Annotated in this window: 12 protein-coding genes and 2 rRNA genes; 6 read left to right on the top strand and 8 right to left on the bottom strand. The window is 59.3% G+C overall.

All coding sequences use genetic code 11. The annotated features are described in order from the left end of the window. Positions 1-50 precede the first annotated feature (50 nt). Both BFP96_RS05090 and BFP96_RS05095 read left to right on the top strand, forming a co-directional pair. Entirely contained in the window at positions 51-1,220 is a 1,170-nt protein-coding gene (locus tag BFP96_RS05090) for a hypothetical protein (protein WP_065935760.1), read from the top strand. Positions 1,221-1,361: 141 nt separating this feature from the next. After that, positions 1,362-1,886, top strand: a complete 525-nt coding sequence (locus BFP96_RS05095; protein ID WP_065895808.1) for an SET domain-containing protein-lysine N-methyltransferase — start codon at positions 1,362-1,364, stop codon at positions 1,884-1,886. Here BFP96_RS05095 and can read toward each other — a convergent pair. Continuing rightward, positions 1,883-2,527, bottom strand: a complete 645-nt coding sequence (gene can / locus BFP96_RS05100; RefSeq protein ID WP_003188288.1) for a carbonate dehydratase — start codon at positions 2,525-2,527, stop codon at positions 1,883-1,885. The genes BFP96_RS05095 and can overlap by 4 nt on opposite strands. Before the next feature lie 138 nt (positions 2,528-2,665). On the opposite strand from can, the gene BFP96_RS05105 reads away from it, so the two are divergent. Continuing rightward, complete coding sequence (locus tag BFP96_RS05105; RefSeq protein WP_065895809.1) at positions 2,666-3,070, top strand: serine kinase/phosphatase; 405 nt, start codon at positions 2,666-2,668, stop codon at positions 3,068-3,070. A 545-nt stretch (positions 3,071-3,615) separates the two neighbouring features. Here the strand turns inward: BFP96_RS05105 and rimI are convergent. Together rimI and BFP96_RS05115 are read right to left on the bottom strand one after the other, a co-directional pair. Continuing rightward, positions 3,616-4,068 carry a ribosomal protein S18-alanine N-acetyltransferase gene (gene rimI / locus BFP96_RS05110; RefSeq protein ID WP_003188286.1) on the bottom strand — a complete coding sequence of 151 codons (453 nt, stop codon included), beginning with the start codon at positions 4,066-4,068 and terminating at the stop codon, positions 3,616-3,618. Next, entirely contained in the window at positions 4,061-4,804 is a 744-nt protein-coding gene (locus BFP96_RS05115) for an energy transducer TonB (RefSeq protein ID WP_065895810.1), read from the bottom strand. The genes rimI and BFP96_RS05115 overlap by 8 nt, the downstream gene beginning before the upstream one ends. Before the next feature lie 187 nt (positions 4,805-4,991). Between BFP96_RS05115 and mksB the strand changes: the two genes are divergently transcribed. The 3 genes from mksB to mksF are packed head-to-tail and all read left to right on the top strand — an operon-like array spanning position 4,992 to position 9,803. After that, positions 4,992-6,269 (top strand): Mks condensin complex protein MksB, encoded by a 1,278-nt coding sequence (gene mksB, locus BFP96_RS05120; protein WP_057725923.1) that lies wholly within the window; start codon positions 4,992-4,994, stop codon positions 6,267-6,269. Further along, the gene (mksE, locus tag BFP96_RS05125) at positions 6,259-6,966 is read left to right on the top strand and encodes an Mks condensin complex protein MksE (RefSeq protein ID WP_065891759.1); all 708 of its coding nucleotides are present in this window, start codon (positions 6,259-6,261) and stop codon (positions 6,964-6,966) included. Before mksB ends, mksE begins: the two co-directional genes overlap by 11 nt. Then, positions 6,963-9,803: an Mks condensin complex protein MksF gene (gene mksF / locus BFP96_RS05130; RefSeq protein WP_065895811.1), complete on the top strand. Its 2,841-nt coding sequence runs from the start codon at positions 6,963-6,965 to the stop codon at positions 9,801-9,803. Before mksE ends, mksF begins: the two co-directional genes overlap by 4 nt. Positions 9,804-9,979: 176 nt before the next feature. Here mksF and BFP96_RS05135 read toward each other — a convergent pair whose 3' ends face one another. The 5 genes from BFP96_RS05135 to BFP96_RS05155 form a co-directional block, all read right to left on the bottom strand. Then, the gene (locus tag BFP96_RS05135; protein ID WP_065891763.1) at positions 9,980-12,283 is read right to left on the bottom strand and encodes a PqiB family protein; all 2,304 of its coding nucleotides are present in this window, start codon (positions 12,281-12,283) and stop codon (positions 9,980-9,982) included. Next, positions 12,276-12,899: a paraquat-inducible protein A gene (locus tag BFP96_RS05140; protein WP_065888081.1), complete on the bottom strand. Its 624-nt coding sequence runs from the start codon at positions 12,897-12,899 to the stop codon at positions 12,276-12,278. Before BFP96_RS05140 ends, BFP96_RS05135 begins: the two co-directional genes overlap by 8 nt. Then, entirely contained in the window at positions 12,886-13,545 is a 660-nt protein-coding gene (locus BFP96_RS05145) for a paraquat-inducible protein A (RefSeq protein ID WP_065888082.1), read from the bottom strand. The genes BFP96_RS05140 and BFP96_RS05145 overlap by 14 nt, the downstream gene beginning before the upstream one ends. A 150-nt stretch (positions 13,546-13,695) precedes the next feature. Beyond that, positions 13,696-13,811: ribosomal RNA gene (rrf, locus tag BFP96_RS05150) — 5S ribosomal RNA — on the bottom strand. A 157-nt stretch (positions 13,812-13,968) separates the two neighbouring features. Beyond that, positions 13,969-16,860: ribosomal RNA gene (locus BFP96_RS05155) — 23S ribosomal RNA — on the bottom strand. Positions 16,861-16,958 lie beyond the last annotated feature (98 nt).

Raw genomic sequence — 16,958 nt, forward strand, 5'->3', positions numbered from 1 at the left:
GGTGGGCTTTCATCCCGCGCAGACGGGCTTTCGCTGACAAGGAACCAACCATGTTCAAATCGACCAGACTGGCCTTGACCCTGGCCGCACTGCTGGCCAGTGCGGTCGTACAGGCCGACATCGAAGTACCGTTGGGCAGCACGCAACGTGTCACCCGATTATTTGCGTTTCCCAATAACTGCAACGTGATCTGCTTTCGGCCCTGGACGCTGGAGCAGACCGCCGAGCATTATTTGAACCAGAGCCTGCAACGTGACGGCTACAGCCGGGCGAAGGTCAGCGTCAAGGTCCATGACGGCCAGGTCGCAGCAACCTTCAGCGGCGTGCCGGACGGCTACGGCAAGCCCCTGACCACCTTGCTCGATACGGCTGACCTGGCGTACCACGGCGCCAGCCGGCTCAACAGCGACGGCAAGTGGGCCTACAACTGGTACCTGTTCCTGCCGTTGGGCATGGCCTTGGAAAACCGCAAAAGCATCGAGCTGCTGCACTTCCCGCCGGACTACTCGCTGACCCAGGCCCAGGACTATCTGGAATCGGCCACCACCGACCGCTGGGCAACCTTGCTCACCAGCAACGGCATTGCTGCCGGCGACACCCCGGCCTATCAGACCATTATCGATATCGCGCCCATCGCCGCCCCGTCCAATGCCGGTAAAGACCTGGAAGCGGTCTACAGCTATTTCACCGACTACCAGACGCGCATGGTCAAGGAGTTGAGCCTGCGCCCGGACGGTGCGTTGCCAATGGTGGCCTTCGGCGCGCCGGTGCGCAGTTGGATCAAGCAACAATACGGGCAGACCGTGGCGGTGCTGGGGCTGGTGCAGATCAGCCCGGAACCGGGCAAGCCGGTTTCGGTGCTCGGTGCCAACCACCCGAGCTACATCTGGTATGCCGCCAGCCCGGACACCTATGACGGCAATGAGCAAAAGGCCGATGAGGCCGGCCTGAAAGTGATGGGCCAGGACCTCAGCGCGGCCTGCTGGCAAGCTGGCATGGGCCAGAAACCGGCCAGCGACGCGAATGTGTTGCTCAAGGCATGCATGAATACCTGGCAGGTCACGCGTAAAGAGCAGACCTGCGAGTTGTTCTACACCTCGGTGCGCAGCCTGACGGCGGAGCAGGCCAACGCCAAATGCGCCACGCCCACCCTCAAGGAACAGTTGAAACAGCTGCGCAGTCCCGCGCCGCTCCCCTCTCTCGCGCCACCCGCGCTGTAAGCCGTGGCAACGATTTCTACTGTCAGATTTGACAGTAGAAATCGGCGGCGACTTGGGCGAGTCTTGGGCGGCACCCGTTTACTGCAAGAGATTGGCCGTCAGTTAACGCCCGCAGTTCCATGCAGCCCTAGGAGGAGAGAGATGAAAACTCGCGCCAGGGATAAGGCTGAAGCGGCTGTGTATGACAGCCTTTACCCGTTCAAGACGCTGGGTGTCGACGAGGGTTACCCCTCGAGCGAACACTTCCAGCTCGTGCAAGGCACTCAGGGGACGCCCGCCGTCATCAAGGCCCGCGTCGCCTTCGGCAAAGGCGTGCGCATCGCCAGGATTTGCGGGTATGCCGTCAGCGAGCGCCGCCGGCATACGCTGCAGCTATCGCCACGCATTCACTTGTACGACGCCTGGTTCTGCGGCCTGTTGCAGCACTCGTGCAGCCCAAACGTGTTCCTGGACACCACTTACCTGGAACTGTGGACTGCACAGCCCGTCCCCGTCGGTACCGCGTTGACGGTTGATTACGCCGCAACCGAAGACGCGCTGTTCCGGCAGTTCGGCTGCCATTGCGGCGAGCCGAACTGCCGGGGCTGGATCACCGGCAGCAAGGAGCCGTTGAACGCCGAAGGCCAGGCCTACATGGCCTGGTGGCGCGAGCATCAACGGTCTTAGGCTTCGCCCAGCGGCCGCAGACGGTACTGCGGCGGCAGCTGCTCGAAGCCACTGATGGTGGTGTTCAAGCTCTTCCAGCGGCCATCCTTGATGCCGTAGATGCAGCCATGAATCGACAGGCTCTGCCCGCGGTGCCAGGCGTTTTGCACAATGCTGGTATGGCCGACGTTCGCCACCTGCTGAATCACGTTCAGCTCGCACATGCGGTCTACGCGCTCTTCTTCGGTGGGCAACTGGGCCAGCACGTCGCGATTTTCGTAGTAGAGATCACGAATGGTGCGCAGCCAGCCGTCGATCAGGCCGAACTGGCGGTCCTGCATCGAGGCACGCACGCCGCCACAGCCATAGTGGCCGGTGACGAGGATGTGTTTGACCTTGAGCACATCGACGGCGTACTGGATCACCGACAGGCAGTTGAGGTCAGTGTGCAGCACCACGTTGGCCACGTTGCGGTGCACGAACAGGTCACCGGGCAACATGCCGACGATTTCATTGGCCGGTACACGCGCATCGGAGCAACCGATCCACAGGTATTCCGGGGTTTGCTGGCGGGCGAGCTTGGCGAAGAATTCGGGATCTTCCTGTTTGATCGCATCCGCCCAGCGTTCGTTGTTATCTAGCAGGTCTTGTAGTTCGTTCATCAGGGAAGCCTCAGGAATGATGCGCAGTTTTGTGACTGACAAGCCCTCGTCCGGGTCACGCGTGGCGCAAATTAGCTTGAATCTTTGGGGGACACAGCCTGTCCACTCACTATAAGCCCCACAGTATGAGGATTGGCCATGACTGAATCACGACGTCCCTACGGCGCTGCGCAGCCCGAACCGATTGACGATAACGAAGACCGCATGGGTTCGATGCGCGAGCTCGATTTTGATGAAGAAGACCAGACGGCCCAGATCGGCGATGAAATCCCCAGTGACGAGCGCGAGCACCTGATGCCCGACGAGCGGGTGCGCGAAGCGGGCATGACCGGTGCTTCGACGGATGATCATGAGTCGACCGATGACGATATGAGCCCGGAAACCCTGATCCATGAAGATGGCGCGCGGGATGCGCGGGAAGCCGGTGAAGACAGCGCGGCTGACTACGATCTGAGCGTTGTGGGTGAAGAAGATATCGGCGGCGGAAATGGCCTGGACGAGGCCGAATTGGCCAACCTGGACCCGCTCGACGGCAAGCGCTGACACGGCGCAGTTCAACATGTGGGAGGGGGCTTGCCCCCGATAGCGGTGCGTCAGGCGCTTATTTGTCACTGATACACCGCCATCGGGGGCAAGCCCCCTCCCACATGGATTTCGGTGTTCAGTCGACTAACGTGCAGACCATGACGACCGCATATTCACAGCCGGGTAATAATCCCGCCGGCGCCCCATCTGGCCCGCTCAACGGCAAGCGCTGACACAACGCAGTTCAACATGTGGGAGGGGGCTTGCCCCCGATAGCGGTGTGTCAGGCGCTTATTTGTCACTGATACACCGCCATCGGGGGCAAGCCCCCTCCCACATGGATTTCGGTGTTCAGTCGACTAACGTACAGACCATGACGACCGCATATTCACCGCCGGGTAATAATCCCGCTGGCGCCCCACCTGGCCCGCTCACCGGCAAGCGCTGACAAAACGCCGTCAAATGTGGGAGGGGGCTTGCCCCCGATAGCGGTGTGTCAGGCGCTTATCTGTCACTGATACACCGTTATCGGGGCAAGCCCCCTCCCACATGGATTTCGGTGTTCAGTCGACTAACGTACAGGCCATGACGACCGCGTCTTCGCGGCCGCCCACGGCAGGGTAGTAATCCCGGCGACGACCGATTTCATTGAAGCCATAGCGCTCATACAGGCGAAACGCGCCGGTATTGCTGTCACGCACTTCCAGGAAGCATTCGCGCGCGTTGGCCGCGTAGGCGCGGGACATCAGATGTTCCAGCAGCGCCAACCCCAACCCTCGGCCCTGGTTCTCCGGCTTGACGGTGATATTCAACAGGTGCGCCTCATCGAGGATGATTTGCACCACGCCATGCCCCACTTGCTGCTCGCCTTCGAACATCAGCCAGATCTGGTATTTGCCCAGGCCGTCGAGAAAGATGCCACGGGTCCAGGGGTGGCTGAACGCTGCGTATTCGATCTTCAGCACGGCGTCGAGGTCGGCCTCGGTCATCGGGCGAAAGGATAAAGCCTCACTCATCGGTTGTTTTCCAGCGCGCCATCAGCCGGCGCATGGCTTGCCAGACATCAGCCTTACGCTGTGGCTCTTCCATTAATAATTCCAGGCCCGGCAGCGCCCAGACCGAACCCAGGCCCTCGACCTGCAGTTCGCGGTACCAGGCTTCGGCATTGGCTTGACCGGCAAAGCGCACGGCGGGCAGGCCGATCAGCCACAGGCATACGCAAGGTTCGTCTTCCAGGCGTGCCGAGACAAAACTCTGTACAAAATCCCGCGCGGCTTCCGGGCCCTGGTCCATGGTGCCGCGCACCAACAGCGGCCAGCGCACCGGGTCGCCGACAATTTGCGGGCTGTCGGGCAGGCCGGCGGCGCGCAGCATATCCTTGAGCAGCAGGTAAGCGGGGTCGCGCGACTGGAAACGTTCGCCGGTGGGTAATTCCACCAGCAGCAGGCAACGGCCCGCGCGCAGCAGTTGCAGGGCAAAGCGTGGCGGCGGCACCACCGGGGCCTTGACCACCGGGGCCGCCTCCTCGGCAACCACCGCCTTGACCACCGGTGACGGGCGCGGCACCTCGATTTTCGTGCGTTCCACCGTCGCCCGCACGTCGGGCACAGGCTTGACCACCGCAACCGGCGCGGCGGCTTCCTCGCCTGAAGGCTCGAACGCCTCATAGGGCTCAGGCACCTGCAACAGCTCGGGCCGCGAGGGCGCGGCAAACGGCAGTTCGGTGCGGGGCAGCCAGTTGACCACCTGCATGGCGCTCAAGTAAGCGCGACGTCGGGACTCGATAAGCACAGCTCGGCCACTTGTGGATAACTAAAGAGCGGGGATTCTACCGCTGTTCGGCAACAATCGCCCACTGCACACTGACCGGCTGTGGATAAATCCCGCGCCCGATGCAGTACAATCGCGACTTTTAATCGCCAACCAGCCGGCCATTCCCATGATCGAACCCAAGCGCGTCCTGCGCGCCCTCGCCGAACACTGGGCCTTACTTGAGCCACTGTGCGAACACTTCGACCAAGGCACCCTGAGCCTGAGCGAACTGCGCGCGCAACTGGCCGCCCAACAACTGGACAGCACGCCCCAGGACATCACCAGCCTGCTGGACGTGTGGATTCGCCTGGATATCCTGGTGCCTGTCGCCAAGAGCCCGAACCGTTTCGAGCTCAATGCGCAGATCCACGACTTCCTGGCTTATCTGCGCAAGGAGCACCGGCTTGGCCTGTGCCTGGAAATCGAAGCCTACCTGCGCCACCTCGAGCGCCTGGCCGGTTATATCCAGGACGCCTTCGACATCCGCGATGGCCACGACCTGGCCCGCCAACTGCGCCTGCTGGATATGCGCGTGCGCGATGTGCTGAAAAAACTCGCCAACGACGAACAGGCCCTCGCGGCCGTGGCCGACCGCGCCAAGACCAGCGACCGCCAGATCCCGTTGCGCCAGCGTTACGCCGAGGTGCTGGCAACCTGGGACGAATACGTCGAACCGATGATCCAGCTGGTGAACGCCGACGGCGCGTTCGAGCAAGGCGTGCGCAAGGTCGAGAATGTGCTGCTGCGCATGCTCACCGAGCAGCAGCGCCTGGGCCAGTTGGTGGACGACGACATGCTGCTGCGCACCCATGCGCGCATCCTCGAGATGCAGACCAGCGCCCAGTTGACCTTGCGCCATGCGCGCGAGCTGCTGTTGCCGCTACGCGAAGAGGCCCGCCGACACAATGCCGTGACCCGTGGCGCGGCGCTGGCCCTGTCGGCGATCCGCCGCAAAGGCCTGGACGCGGTGCCGCAGGCCGCCATGCCGCTGTTCACCCGCCCGCAAAGCACCTTCCTGGGTAGCGCGAGCCAGGTGGAAGCCTATGTGTATGCCCTGGCCAATTTCGAGCCGAAACCGGCGCGCTTCCCCAAGGCGCACAAAACCCACAAGGGCGAAGCCCAGCGCGCGCCGCGAACGGTCAAGGAAATGCTCGAGCGCTGCGAAGACGCCCTGCCGATGCCGGACCTGATGACCTGGCTGCTGGAACAGGAACCGGACGGTGCCACCGACGAGTTGCTGTACTGGTTCTCGCGGCTCTCGCGGGAAAAACGTTTCAAGCGCGAACGCCTGGAGCGCCGCGACTATCACACACACGAGCACCAGGTCAGCCTGCGCTCCTTCGCCCTGCTCCCGGCCGGCGTTGACGCCACCGAGAATTCTGCGAGCACGCCTTATGCATCTTGATCTATCCGAACTGTCCCAGCTGGCACCGATCTTTCGCGAGCTGTTCAAGGGTTACCATGTCAGCCGTCGTGACCCGGAGCTGTACGCGCAGCTGTCGAACTTCCAGGACCAGTACCGCACGCTGTTCAAGGCCCTGGGTTTCGAGCTGGTCTGCGATACCCGTGGCTTCTATTATTTCGTGCCGGATTCGGCCATCGCCAGCGCGCAGGTGAACAAGACTGCGCAGCGTCTGGCCCTGTTCACCTTCATCCTCGTCGAGCACCTGGCCGACCAGGGCCGCGACCCGGTCGCCGTGCTCGATGGCGGCAGCCTGGGCCGCGACGAGCTGCCGTCGTTGCTGGAAAAGTACCGCGACCTGTTTATCCAGGCCGAAGTACAGACCCAGGAAGAACTCGAAGAAAAAATCATGCGGCGCATGACTCAGCTGGGCTTTGCCGGCGAAGACAATGGCATCTATCGCTTCCTGCCACCGATGCATCGATTCCTCGATGTGTGCCTGTCGGTGCAGCAGGACCGCGATCTCGCCGCCAGCGTGCACAGCGTGTTGCCGTTGCCGGTGCCGGTGATCATCGACGCAGACAGCGATGAAAAACTGCTGGAGACCGACGACCCGCTGGACCTGAGCGACTTCGCTGAGGAAAGCGAAGAAGACGCCCTCGCCCGCGCCATTGCCGAAGAACAGGAGACCGACGCATGAGTAAGGAACGCTACGGCATACGCCGCTTCGCCCTGTTGAACACCGCCGGCTACAGCCTGGGCTTGTTCCCGCTGGAAGAGCCGCTGTCGGTGTATGGCGCGAACAACCTGGGTAAATCCGCGTCGATCAACGCCTTGCAGTTCCCGATCCTGGCGCGCATGTCGGACATGAGCTTCGGCAAGTACACCCTGGAGCAATCGCGGCGCTTCTACTTTGCCACCGACACCAGCTACATCCTGGTAGAAGTCTCACTGCCCCACGGCCCGCACGTGATTGGCGTGGTCGGGCGCGGTCCGGGCGGTGGCTTCGGCCACCAGTTCTTCGCCTACGCCGGCAAGCTGGACCTGGCCCACTATCAGAAAAACGACACCTGCCTGCGCCAGAAAGAACTGTTCACCAACCTTGAGCGCGAAGGCCTGAAAGCCTATGAACTCAAACCCGATGAACTGCGTCGCTTGCTGGTAGGCGGCCATACGTCGATTCCGCTGGACCTGACGCTGATTCCGCTGCGTTCCACCAGCGAACAAAGCCTGAAAACGTTCCGCGCGCTGTTTATCAACCTGCTGCACATGCGCGAAATCACCGCGGCCAAGCTCAAGCAATTGTTCCTCGATGCGTTCGAACACAGCTTGCGTTCCGGCAGCGTCGATTACATCGCCGCGTGCGAAGAAGCCTTCCGCGATGTGCGGCGCATGGAGCAGGACTACCACTCGCTGGTGGCCGCCGGGCCGTTGGTCGAAGCGCTCGCCAATGGCGTGAAACAGCGCGATATTTTGCGCGGCAAATTGCATCGTCTGTCGCCGTTGCTGGATTCGCTGCTGGGCACCTGGTCGGACTACGCCAGTGCGCGCAAGGAAGAGCTGACGATCCAGGCCGAGCACTATCGCAACGAGCAGGATGCGCTGCAGCACGACCAGCGCGGCGGCACCCAGGAGCTGATGCGCCTGGAGCGTGAGATCAGTGGCATCCAGCGTTGGTTGGGCGAGCTGTCGGTGCTCAAGCATCGCTTTGCGCTGGTCGATGATGTGAGGGTGCTGGAGCAGCAGTTGCTCGCGGCCAAGGATGCTCACGACGAGTTGGCGGGCGCCCTGGCGCAGTCCCGGCAATTCAGCGCCGAGGACTTGGACGAGCGCCTGCGCGACCTGGAAAAACGCTTGAAGTCGGTCAAGCAGCAGCTGGACCACGCGGACAACAACAGCTACGCCAAGCTGCGCGAAGAATTCTCGCAGCAGGACGTCGAGCGCCTGATGCGCCTGTTCAACAGCTCCTTGTTCAGCCTGCCGCTGGGCGAGCACGGCATCACGCTGGACGAGGACGGCCAGTGGGTCAAATCCCTGGAGCAGATCCTCGATGGCTTCAAGGGCGAGCGTTTCGAAGTGCCGGGGCTGTCCATCGACATCTCGCACATTGAACCACCGGCGTTGCAGGCGCTGGCCGATCGCGCGGCACTGCGCGATCAGAAAGAGCGTCTGGAAAAAGAGCTCAAGCAACTCAAGACTCAGCAAGCCGTAGCCTCCGATCGCGCCGCGAGCAAGACCCAGACCGAAGCGCTGTACCAGCAGGTGCTCGACGCGCAGAAGGCGCTGGAGGATTTCCGCCGTGCGCAAACCCTGAGTGCGGAAGAAGGCGAGAAGCTGGAACACCTGGCGCAGATGGAAGCGGCCCAGGACGAACTGAAGCGCTCCAGTGATGCGTTCACCGAACGCGTCCAGCAGTTGTCGGCCAAGCTGCAACTGGTCGGTCGCCAGATCGGTGATATGGAAGCCAAGCAACGTACGCTGGACGACGCCTTGCGCCGTCGCCAGCTGTTGCCGGCGGACCTGCCCTTCGGCACGCCGTTCATGGATCCGGTCGACGACTCCATGGACAACCTGCTGCCGCTGCTCAACGATTATCAGGACAGCTGGCAAGGCCTGCTGCGCGCCGATGGCCAGATCGAAGCGCTGTATGCGCAGGTGCGCCTCAAGGGCGTGGCCAAGTTCGACAGCGAGGATGACATGGAGCGTCGCCTGCAATTGCTGATTAACGCCTATGCGCACCGTACCGACGAAGCCCTGACACTCGGTAAGGCACGCCGCGCAGCGGTCACGGATATCGCCCGGACCTTGCGCAATATCCGCAGCGACTACGACAGCCTGGAACACCAGCTGGCGTTGTTCAACCGCGAGATCAACAAGCGCCAGGTCTCCAACCTGCAGAGCTTTCGCATCGTGCTGGCGCCGAACAAGGAAGCTCTCAAGCACATCGACCAGATCATCCACAGCGCCGGTCAGTATGAAGAAGGCGAGACGTTGTCGGTGTTCGATCTCAGCCAGAGTGCCGAGCAGGACAACAAGAACGAAGAAGCCAAGGAATACCTGGCCCGCCTGGTGGCGGCCAACCATAACCAGCTGGGCCTCAAGGATTTGTTCGAACTGGCGTTCGAGATCACCAAGGTCAACGGCCAGCCGGTGATTCATACCGATATCGATGGAGCCGCGTCCAACGGCACCACCATGACCATCAAGGCGCTGACCAACATGTACTTGTTGCTGCACTTGATGGACCGCGAGCAGGCCGGACGCGTGCGCCTGCCGTACTACCTCGATGAGGCGGCGGATATCGATGAGAAGAACCAGGCCGCGTTGCTGGAAACCAGCCTGCAGCTGGGTTTCGTGCCGATCCTGGCCAGTGTGAAGCCGCAGGTGTCCGCCCAGGTGGCGATCGACCTGGAAGGCGGCAGCGGGCCGAACGGGATCTACATTGATGAGGCGGACTGGAAGTATATTCGTCGACATGATGCGGTGAAGGCGACGATTAACGTGCAGGCCGATGAGCCGGAGTTGGATGAAGTCTGACGTGTAGCGTTGAAAGGCAAAAAGGCCGCGATCTTTTGGATCGCGGCCTTTTTTGTGGGCTGGGGTTTTGTGTTGGATTTGAGGGCCTCATCGGGGGCAAGCCCCCTCCCACATTCTGATGTGTGAATACATTCAAAGTGTGGGAGGGGGCTTGCCCCCGATGGCCGCGCCTCGATCTACTTACCCAGTGGAATCTTGGGCGCCCAGGTCAGCCACTCATCCTCGAACTTGTCGAACAGCGCAAAGGTCTGCTGCGGCCGCGCCGGGTTGCCCATGCGTTCGCCATCAGGGGTGGCAAAGGCAATACCGCCGGCAACCAGCGTCTCCAGGGACTCGGTACGCACCGTCGCGCCCTTGAACAAGCCGAAGTCGAGCCCGAAGCCGCTGGTGTTCCAGAAGCGGCTGCCACTGCGGACCAAGGGTGCGTACTTGGGCTCGATGAGGATATGCACCAGGACACGGTCGGCGGTCTGCCCCAACTCATAGCCGGTGACTTTGCCCACGGTGACTTCACGGTAGGTGACGGGCACGCCTTCCTTGAGCGAACCACGGCGCGCGGCGCTGAGCGTCAGTTTCAGGCCAGCCTCCTGATGTGCGGCCTCAGGCGGTTGCGCAAGGGCGACAAAACTCTTCTGCGGGCCGGCGTTTTTCGCCGCCGGTTGCACTTCGATGTACTGCCCGGTGACCAGGGTCTGCAGGTTCGCCGTCTTCATCAGGCCCAATTCAGGTTTGACCACCCAGAACTGACTGCCCACCCGTGCAATGCGGTCGGCCACTTGAGTGATACGCGCGCTGAGCAGCACCGATTGCATATCGGCACTCAGGTCCACACTTTCGATCTTGCCCACGTCCAGGCCTTTGAAGCGTACGGGCGTGCCAGGGCTCAAGCCGTCGGCGCGATCAACCTTGATGGTGACCAGCGTGCCGTGCCGATTGGCAGCGTCGCGATCGGCAAACAGGCGGAAACGCGGGATGTGCCTTTTCAGCGGCACGTTCGGTTCCGGCGTTTCAAAAGCAATACCACCGGCCATCAGGCTGGCCAGGGATTCACTTTTCACCTGGATACCGCTGGTCAGCCCGCCGGTGAGGGTGACACCGCTGGCATTCCAGAAACGGGTCGAACCGTTGACCAGGCTTTCATACTCTTTCTCGATGTGAACACCGATCACCAATTGCTTTTTCTTGCGTGAGAACTGGTAGCTCTGTACCGAACCGACCTTGACCTGCTTGTACAGAATCGGGCTGCCGACATCCAGCGAGCCCAGGTTGTCGGTGAGCAACACCATGTGCAGGCCCGGCGAGCGCAGGTCCAACGGTGGCGCCTTGGCGCGAGCCACGTATTCACGTTGTGGCGCGGTGCCCTTGTCACCGGGGCGGATGGCGATGTAGTTGCCTTTGACCAAGGCCTCCAGGCCGGTGATGCCGGCCAGGGAGATGGACGGTTTGACCACCCAGAATTGCGTGTCCTGCACCAGATAGTCTTCGGCCAGGGGATCGAGGGTCAATTCAGCGCTGGCACTGGACAGGTCCGGGTCGATCTTCAGGGTTTTCAGGCTGCCGACCTCGATACCCTTGTACATCACGGGCGTACGTCCAGCCTGCAGGCCTTCGAAATCGGTGAGCTTGACCTTGACCTTGATGCCCGCGGCGGCGGCGTCGAAATCCTCGTACAAGCGGAACGGCAGGCTCGGGTCGGTTGGCGGGCTGTCCTTGCGATTTTCCGGCGTGGCAAAGGCGATACCGCCGGCAACGATGCTGGAAAGCGATTCGCTGCGGACCTTCACACCCGACAGATTGGCGTCGATGCTGATGCCGCTGGCGTTCCAGAAACGCGTGTGTTTGCGCACCAGGTTGGCATAGGTCGGTTCGATATAGACCTTGATCTCGACGGTACTGTGGTCCTCGGACAACAAGTAGCTTTTGACCTGCCCCACCTGGATCTGCTTGTAGAACACCGGGCTGCCACGGTTCAGCGAACCCAGGCGATCAGCCTTGAGCGTCAGGTGCAGACCAGGCTTGGCATCGGATAACGGCGGCTCCTCGGAGAGCGCCTTGAACTTGCGGGTCGGCTCACCATCCCCCGGGCTTGCGGCGATGTAGTTACCCGACACGAGGGTTTCCAAACCAGTGATACCGGCGAGGCTGACGCTGGGCTTGACCAGCCAGAAGCGAGTATTGGTCCTGAGGTATTGCTCGACATCCTTGTTCATCTCGATGGTGGCAATCACCCCGCGATTGTTGCCTTCGTCATCCAGCGCCAAGGCTTTGACCTTACCCACCGTCATGCCTTTGTAGACCACCTCGGTCTTGTTGACTTGAATGCCTTCGCCGCTTTCAAAGCGGACCTGGATCTCGAGACCTTGCTGGGAGTAGGCACGCCAACCCAGCCAGCCACCAATGATCAGGGCAATCAGCGGCAGCACCCAGATGGCCGACCAATTGGATGCAGGGCGGGTTTTAGCTTTAGGCAAATCACTCATGGTCGTCATCCGACTCCGTGTTATCCCAAATCAGTCGGGGATCGAAGGTTACTGCGGCAAGCATCGTCAAGATCACCACACTGGCGAACGCTGCAGCGCCGAGATTGGCCTCGACACTGGCAAGTCGCCCAAAGTTTACGACCGCCACCAGGATGGCGATCACGAAGATATCCAGCATGGACCAGCGACCGATGAATTCGATAAAGCGGTACATGATAATGCGTTGTTGCGCGGACAGCGGCTGACGGCGCTGTACCGAAAACAGCAGCAGGCCGATGCCCACCAGCTTGAACGTGGGCACCAGGATACTGGCGATGAACACCACGGCGGCGATAGGGAACATGCCGTGCTGTACCAGCTGGATCACGCCGGACATGATGGTGCTGGGGTCGCCCTGGCCGAGTGAGTTGACAGTCATGATGGGCAGCAGGTTGGCGGGGATATACAGGATCGCCGCCGTAATCAGCAATGCCCAGGTACGTATGAGGCTATTGGGGCGACGTGCGTGGATCAGCGCACCGCAACGGCTGCAGAGTTGCTCATCGGCGTCCGCGTCCTGCTTGTTCAACTCATGGCATTCCGTACAAACCAGAATGCCTGCATCAATCGCCCGCATGGTCATCCTCTCCCGACAACGCCTGCCAGATCTGATGAGGTGACATCACCACCTCGAGCAGGACCTGGACCATTAAAAGACTGACAAAGCACGCCAGACCCAGGCCGAGCGTAATGGAGGCCATGTCCGCAAGCTTCACAAGCGCCACCAGGACGCCCATCAAGTAGACCTCCAGCATCCCCCAGTCTTTCATATGGTGGTAGATGCGGTAGAACAACAGTCCGTAACTGCGACCGATGTTCCAGCGGATGCTGAGCAACACGGCCAACTGGCACAGCAATTTGAGCAGGGGAATACCCATGCTGCAAAGGAAAACCACGATGGCAACCCCTTGCATACCGGTGTTGAACAGGCCGACCACGCCGGTCCACACGGTGTCCTCTGAGGACTGCCCGAGTAGATTGAGCTGCATGATGGGTAAAAAGTTCGCGGGTATGTACAGCAATAATGCTGCCAGCACCAAGGCAAGGCTTCGCTCAACGACATTGTGACGGTGCGCGTATAGCTCGTAGCCACAACGTGGGCATTGAGCTTTTTCACCGAGGGCGAGCACGGGCTTGCGCATCAGCAGGTCGCACTCATGGCATGCCACCAAGTCATCCAGCGGTAAGTCCGACACCTGGAGGGCATCAACCGGATCGGGCATAAATAGGGCTCTGGCTCTAAAAAAGGTTAGGTACCTATTCTAGTGGTCTGGTTCAGAAATAACTGTGCAAATTTGTCGGCGAGGAATGCTTTTCGAGCGCCCAAAACAAAACCCCTGTTTGCGTTAGCAAACAGGGGTTCTGGAATTTAATCTTGACGATGACCTACTCTCACATGGGGAAACCCCACACTACCATCGGCGATGCATCGTTTCACTGCTGAGTTCGGGATGGGATCAGGTGGTTCCAATGCTCTATGGTCGTCAAGAAATTCGGGTACTGAGTCGTGACCAGATGGCCTCGCTTCAGCAAATTGGGTATGTGATAGCAATCGGTGTTTTGTGAGCGTCGAACTTTCGGTTCATCTCGTCTTCACACACCGCAATCTGATGCTCGTTAGAGTAGTCAAATTGCTTGGGTGTTATATGGTCAAGCCTCACGGGCAATTAGTATTGGTTAGCTCAACGCCTCACAGCGCTTACACACCCAACCTATCAACGTCGTAGTCTTCGACGGCCCTTCAGGGAACTCAAGGTTCCAGTGAGATCTCATCTTGAGGCTAGTTTCCCGCTTAGATGCTTTCAGCGGTTATCTATTCCGAACATAGCTACCCGGCAATGCCACTGGCGTGACAACCGGAACACCAGAGGTTCGTCCACTCCGGTCCTCTCGTACTAGGAGCAGCCCCTCTCAAATCTCAAACGTCCACGGCAGATAGGGACCGAACTGTCTCACGACGTTCTAAACCCAGCTCGCGTACCACTTTAAATGGCGAACAGCCATACCCTTGGGACCGGCTTCAGCCCCAGGATGTGATGAGCCGACATCGAGGTGCCAAACACCGCCGTCGATATGAACTCTTGGGCGGTATCAGCCTGTTATCCCCGGAGTACCTTTTATCCGTTGAGCGATGGCCCTTCCATACAGAACCACCGGATCACTAAGACCTACTTTCGTACCTGCTCGACGTGTCTGTCTCGCAGTCAAGCGCGCTTTTGCCTTTATACTCTACGACCGATTTCCGACCGGTCTGAGCGCACCTTCGTACTCCTCCGTTACTCTTTAGGAGGAGACCGCCCCAGTCAAACTACCCACCATACACTGTCCTCGATCCGGATAACGGACCTGAGTTAGAACCTCAAAGTTGCCAGGGTGGTATTTCAAGGTTGGCTCCACGCAGACTGGCGTCCACGCTTCAAAGCCTCCCACCTATCCTACACAAGCAAATTCAAAGTCCAGTGCAAAGCTATAGTAAAGGTTCACGGGGTCTTTCCGTCTAGCCGCGGATACACTGCATCTTCACAGCGATTTCAATTTCACTGAGTCTCGGGTGGAGACAGCGCCGCCATCGTTACGCCATTCGTGCAGGTCGGAACTTACCCGACAAGGAATTTCGCTACCTTAGGACCGTTATAGTTACGGCCGCCGTTTACCGGGGCTTCGATCAAGAGCTTCGCGTTAGCTAACCCCATCAATTAACCTTCCGGCACCGGGCAGGCGTCACACCCTATACGTCCACTTTCGTGTTTGCAGAGTGCTGTGTTTTTAATAAACAGTCGCAGCGGCCTGGTATCTTCGACCGGCATGAGCTTACGGAGCAAGTCCTTCACCCTCACCGGCGCACCTTCTCCCGAAGTTACGGTGCCATTTTGCCTAGTTCCTTCACCCGAGTTCTCTCAAGCGCCTTGGTATTCTCTACCCAACCACCTGTGTCGGTTTGGGGTACGGTTCCTGGTTACCTGAAGCTTAGAAGCTTTTCTTGGAAGCATGGCATCAACCACTTCGTCGTCTAAAAGACGACTCGTCATCAGCTCTCGGCCTTAGAATCCCGGATTTACCTAAGATTCCAGCCTACCACCTTAAACTTGGACAACCAACGCCAAGCTGGCCTAGCCTTCTCCGTCCCTCCATCGCAATAACCAGAAGTACAGGAATATTAACCTGTTTTCCATCGACTACGCTTTTCAGCCTCGCCTTAGGGACCGACTAACCCTGCGTCGATTAACGTTGCGCAGGAAACCTTGGTCTTTCGGCGTGGGTGTTTTTCACACCCATTGTCGTTACTCATGTCAGCATTCGCACTTCTGATACCTCCAGCAAGCTTCTCAACTCACCTTCACAGGCTTACAGAACGCTCCTCTACCGCATCACTTACGTGATACCCGTAGCTTCGGTGTATGGTTTGAGCCCCGTTACATCTTCCGCGCAGGCCGACTCGACTAGTGAGCTATTACGCTTTCTTTAAAGGGTGGCTGCTTCTAAGCCAACCTCCTAGCTGTCTAAGCCTTCCCACATCGTTTCCCACTTAACCATAACTTTGGGACCTTAGCTGACGGTCTGGGTTGTTTCCCTTTTCACGACGGACGTTAGCACCCGCCGTGTGTCTCCCATGCTCGGCACTTGTAGGTATTCGGAGTTTGCATCGGTTTGGTAAGTCGGGATGACCCCCTAGCCGAAACAGTGCTCTACCCCCTACAGTGATACATGAGGCGCTACCTAAATAGCTTTCGAGGAGAACCAGCTATCTCCGAGCTTGATTAGCCTTTCACTCCGATCCACAGGTCATCCGCTAACTTTTCAACGGTAGTCGGTTCGGTCCTCCAGTTAGTGTTACCCAACCTTCAACCTGCCCATGGATAGATCGCCCGGTTTCGGGTCTATTCCCAGCGACTAGACGCCCTATTAAGACTCGCTTTCGCTACGCCTCCCCTATTCGGTTAAGCTCGCCACTGAAAATAAGTCGCTGACCCATTATACAAAAGGTACGCAGTCACCCAACAAAGTGGGCTCCCACTGCTTGTACGCATACGGTTTCAGGATCTATTTCACTCCCCTCTCCGGGGTTCTTTTCGCCTTTCCCTCACGGTACTAGTTCACTATCGGTCAGTCAGTAGTATTTAGCCTTGGAGGATGGTCCCCCCATATTCAGACAAAGTTTCTCGTGCTCCGTCCTACTCGATTTCATGACTAAGAGATTTTCGCGTACAGGGCTATCACCCACTATGGCCGCACTTTCCAGAGCGTTCCGCTAATCTCAAAGCCACTTAAGGGCTAGTCCCCGTTCGCTCGCCACTACTAAGGGAATCTCGGTTGATTTCTTTTCCTCAGGGTACTTAGATGTTTCAGTTCCCCTGGTTCGCCTCTTACGCCTATGTATTCAGCGTAAGATAACCATCTTATGATGGCTGGGTTCCCCCATTCAGACATCTCCGGATCAAAGTCTGTTTGCCGACTCCCCGAAGCTTTTCGCAGGCTACCACGTCTTTCATCGCCTCTGACTGCCAAGGCATCCACCGTATGCGCTTCTTCACTTGACCATATAACCCCAAGCAATCTGGTTATACTGTGAAGACAACATTCGCCGAAAATTCGAATTTCTCAATTAAGAGAACTCACAAATTTTACCTTAGCCTGA

This window comes from Pseudomonas sp. 34 E 7, assembly GCF_900005715.1.
GTDB classification, from domain to species: domain Bacteria; phylum Pseudomonadota; class Gammaproteobacteria; order Pseudomonadales; family Pseudomonadaceae; genus Aquipseudomonas; species Aquipseudomonas orientalis_A.

Bases quoted from the DNA above. Each gene is read 5' to 3' on its own strand.
- BFP96_RS05090 (WP_065935760.1), top strand. From the start codon at position 51: ATGTTCAAATCGACCAGACTGGCCTTGACCCTGGCCGCACTGCTGGCC.
- BFP96_RS05095 (WP_065895808.1), top strand. From the start codon at position 1,362: ATGAAAACTCGCGCCAGGGATAAGGCTGAAGCGGCTGTGTATGACAGC.
- can (WP_003188288.1), bottom strand. From the start codon at position 2,527: ATGAACGAACTACAAGACCTGCTAGATAACAACGAACGCTGGGCGGAT.
- BFP96_RS05105 (WP_065895809.1), top strand. From the start codon at position 2,666: ATGACTGAATCACGACGTCCCTACGGCGCTGCGCAGCCCGAACCGATT.
- rimI (WP_003188286.1), bottom strand. From the start codon at position 4,068: ATGAGTGAGGCTTTATCCTTTCGCCCGATGACCGAGGCCGACCTCGAC.
- BFP96_RS05115 (WP_065895810.1), bottom strand. From the start codon at position 4,804: ATGCAGGTGGTCAACTGGCTGCCCCGCACCGAACTGCCGTTTGCCGCG.
- mksB (WP_057725923.1), top strand. From the start codon at position 4,992: ATGATCGAACCCAAGCGCGTCCTGCGCGCCCTCGCCGAACACTGGGCC.
- mksE (WP_065891759.1), top strand. From the start codon at position 6,259: ATGCATCTTGATCTATCCGAACTGTCCCAGCTGGCACCGATCTTTCGC.
- mksF (WP_065895811.1), top strand. From the start codon at position 6,963: ATGAGTAAGGAACGCTACGGCATACGCCGCTTCGCCCTGTTGAACACC.
- BFP96_RS05135 (WP_065891763.1), bottom strand. From the start codon at position 12,283: ATGAGTGATTTGCCTAAAGCTAAAACCCGCCCTGCATCCAATTGGTCG.
- BFP96_RS05140 (WP_065888081.1), bottom strand. From the start codon at position 12,899: ATGCGGGCGATTGATGCAGGCATTCTGGTTTGTACGGAATGCCATGAG.
- BFP96_RS05145 (WP_065888082.1), bottom strand. From the start codon at position 13,545: ATGCCCGATCCGGTTGATGCCCTCCAGGTGTCGGACTTACCGCTGGAT.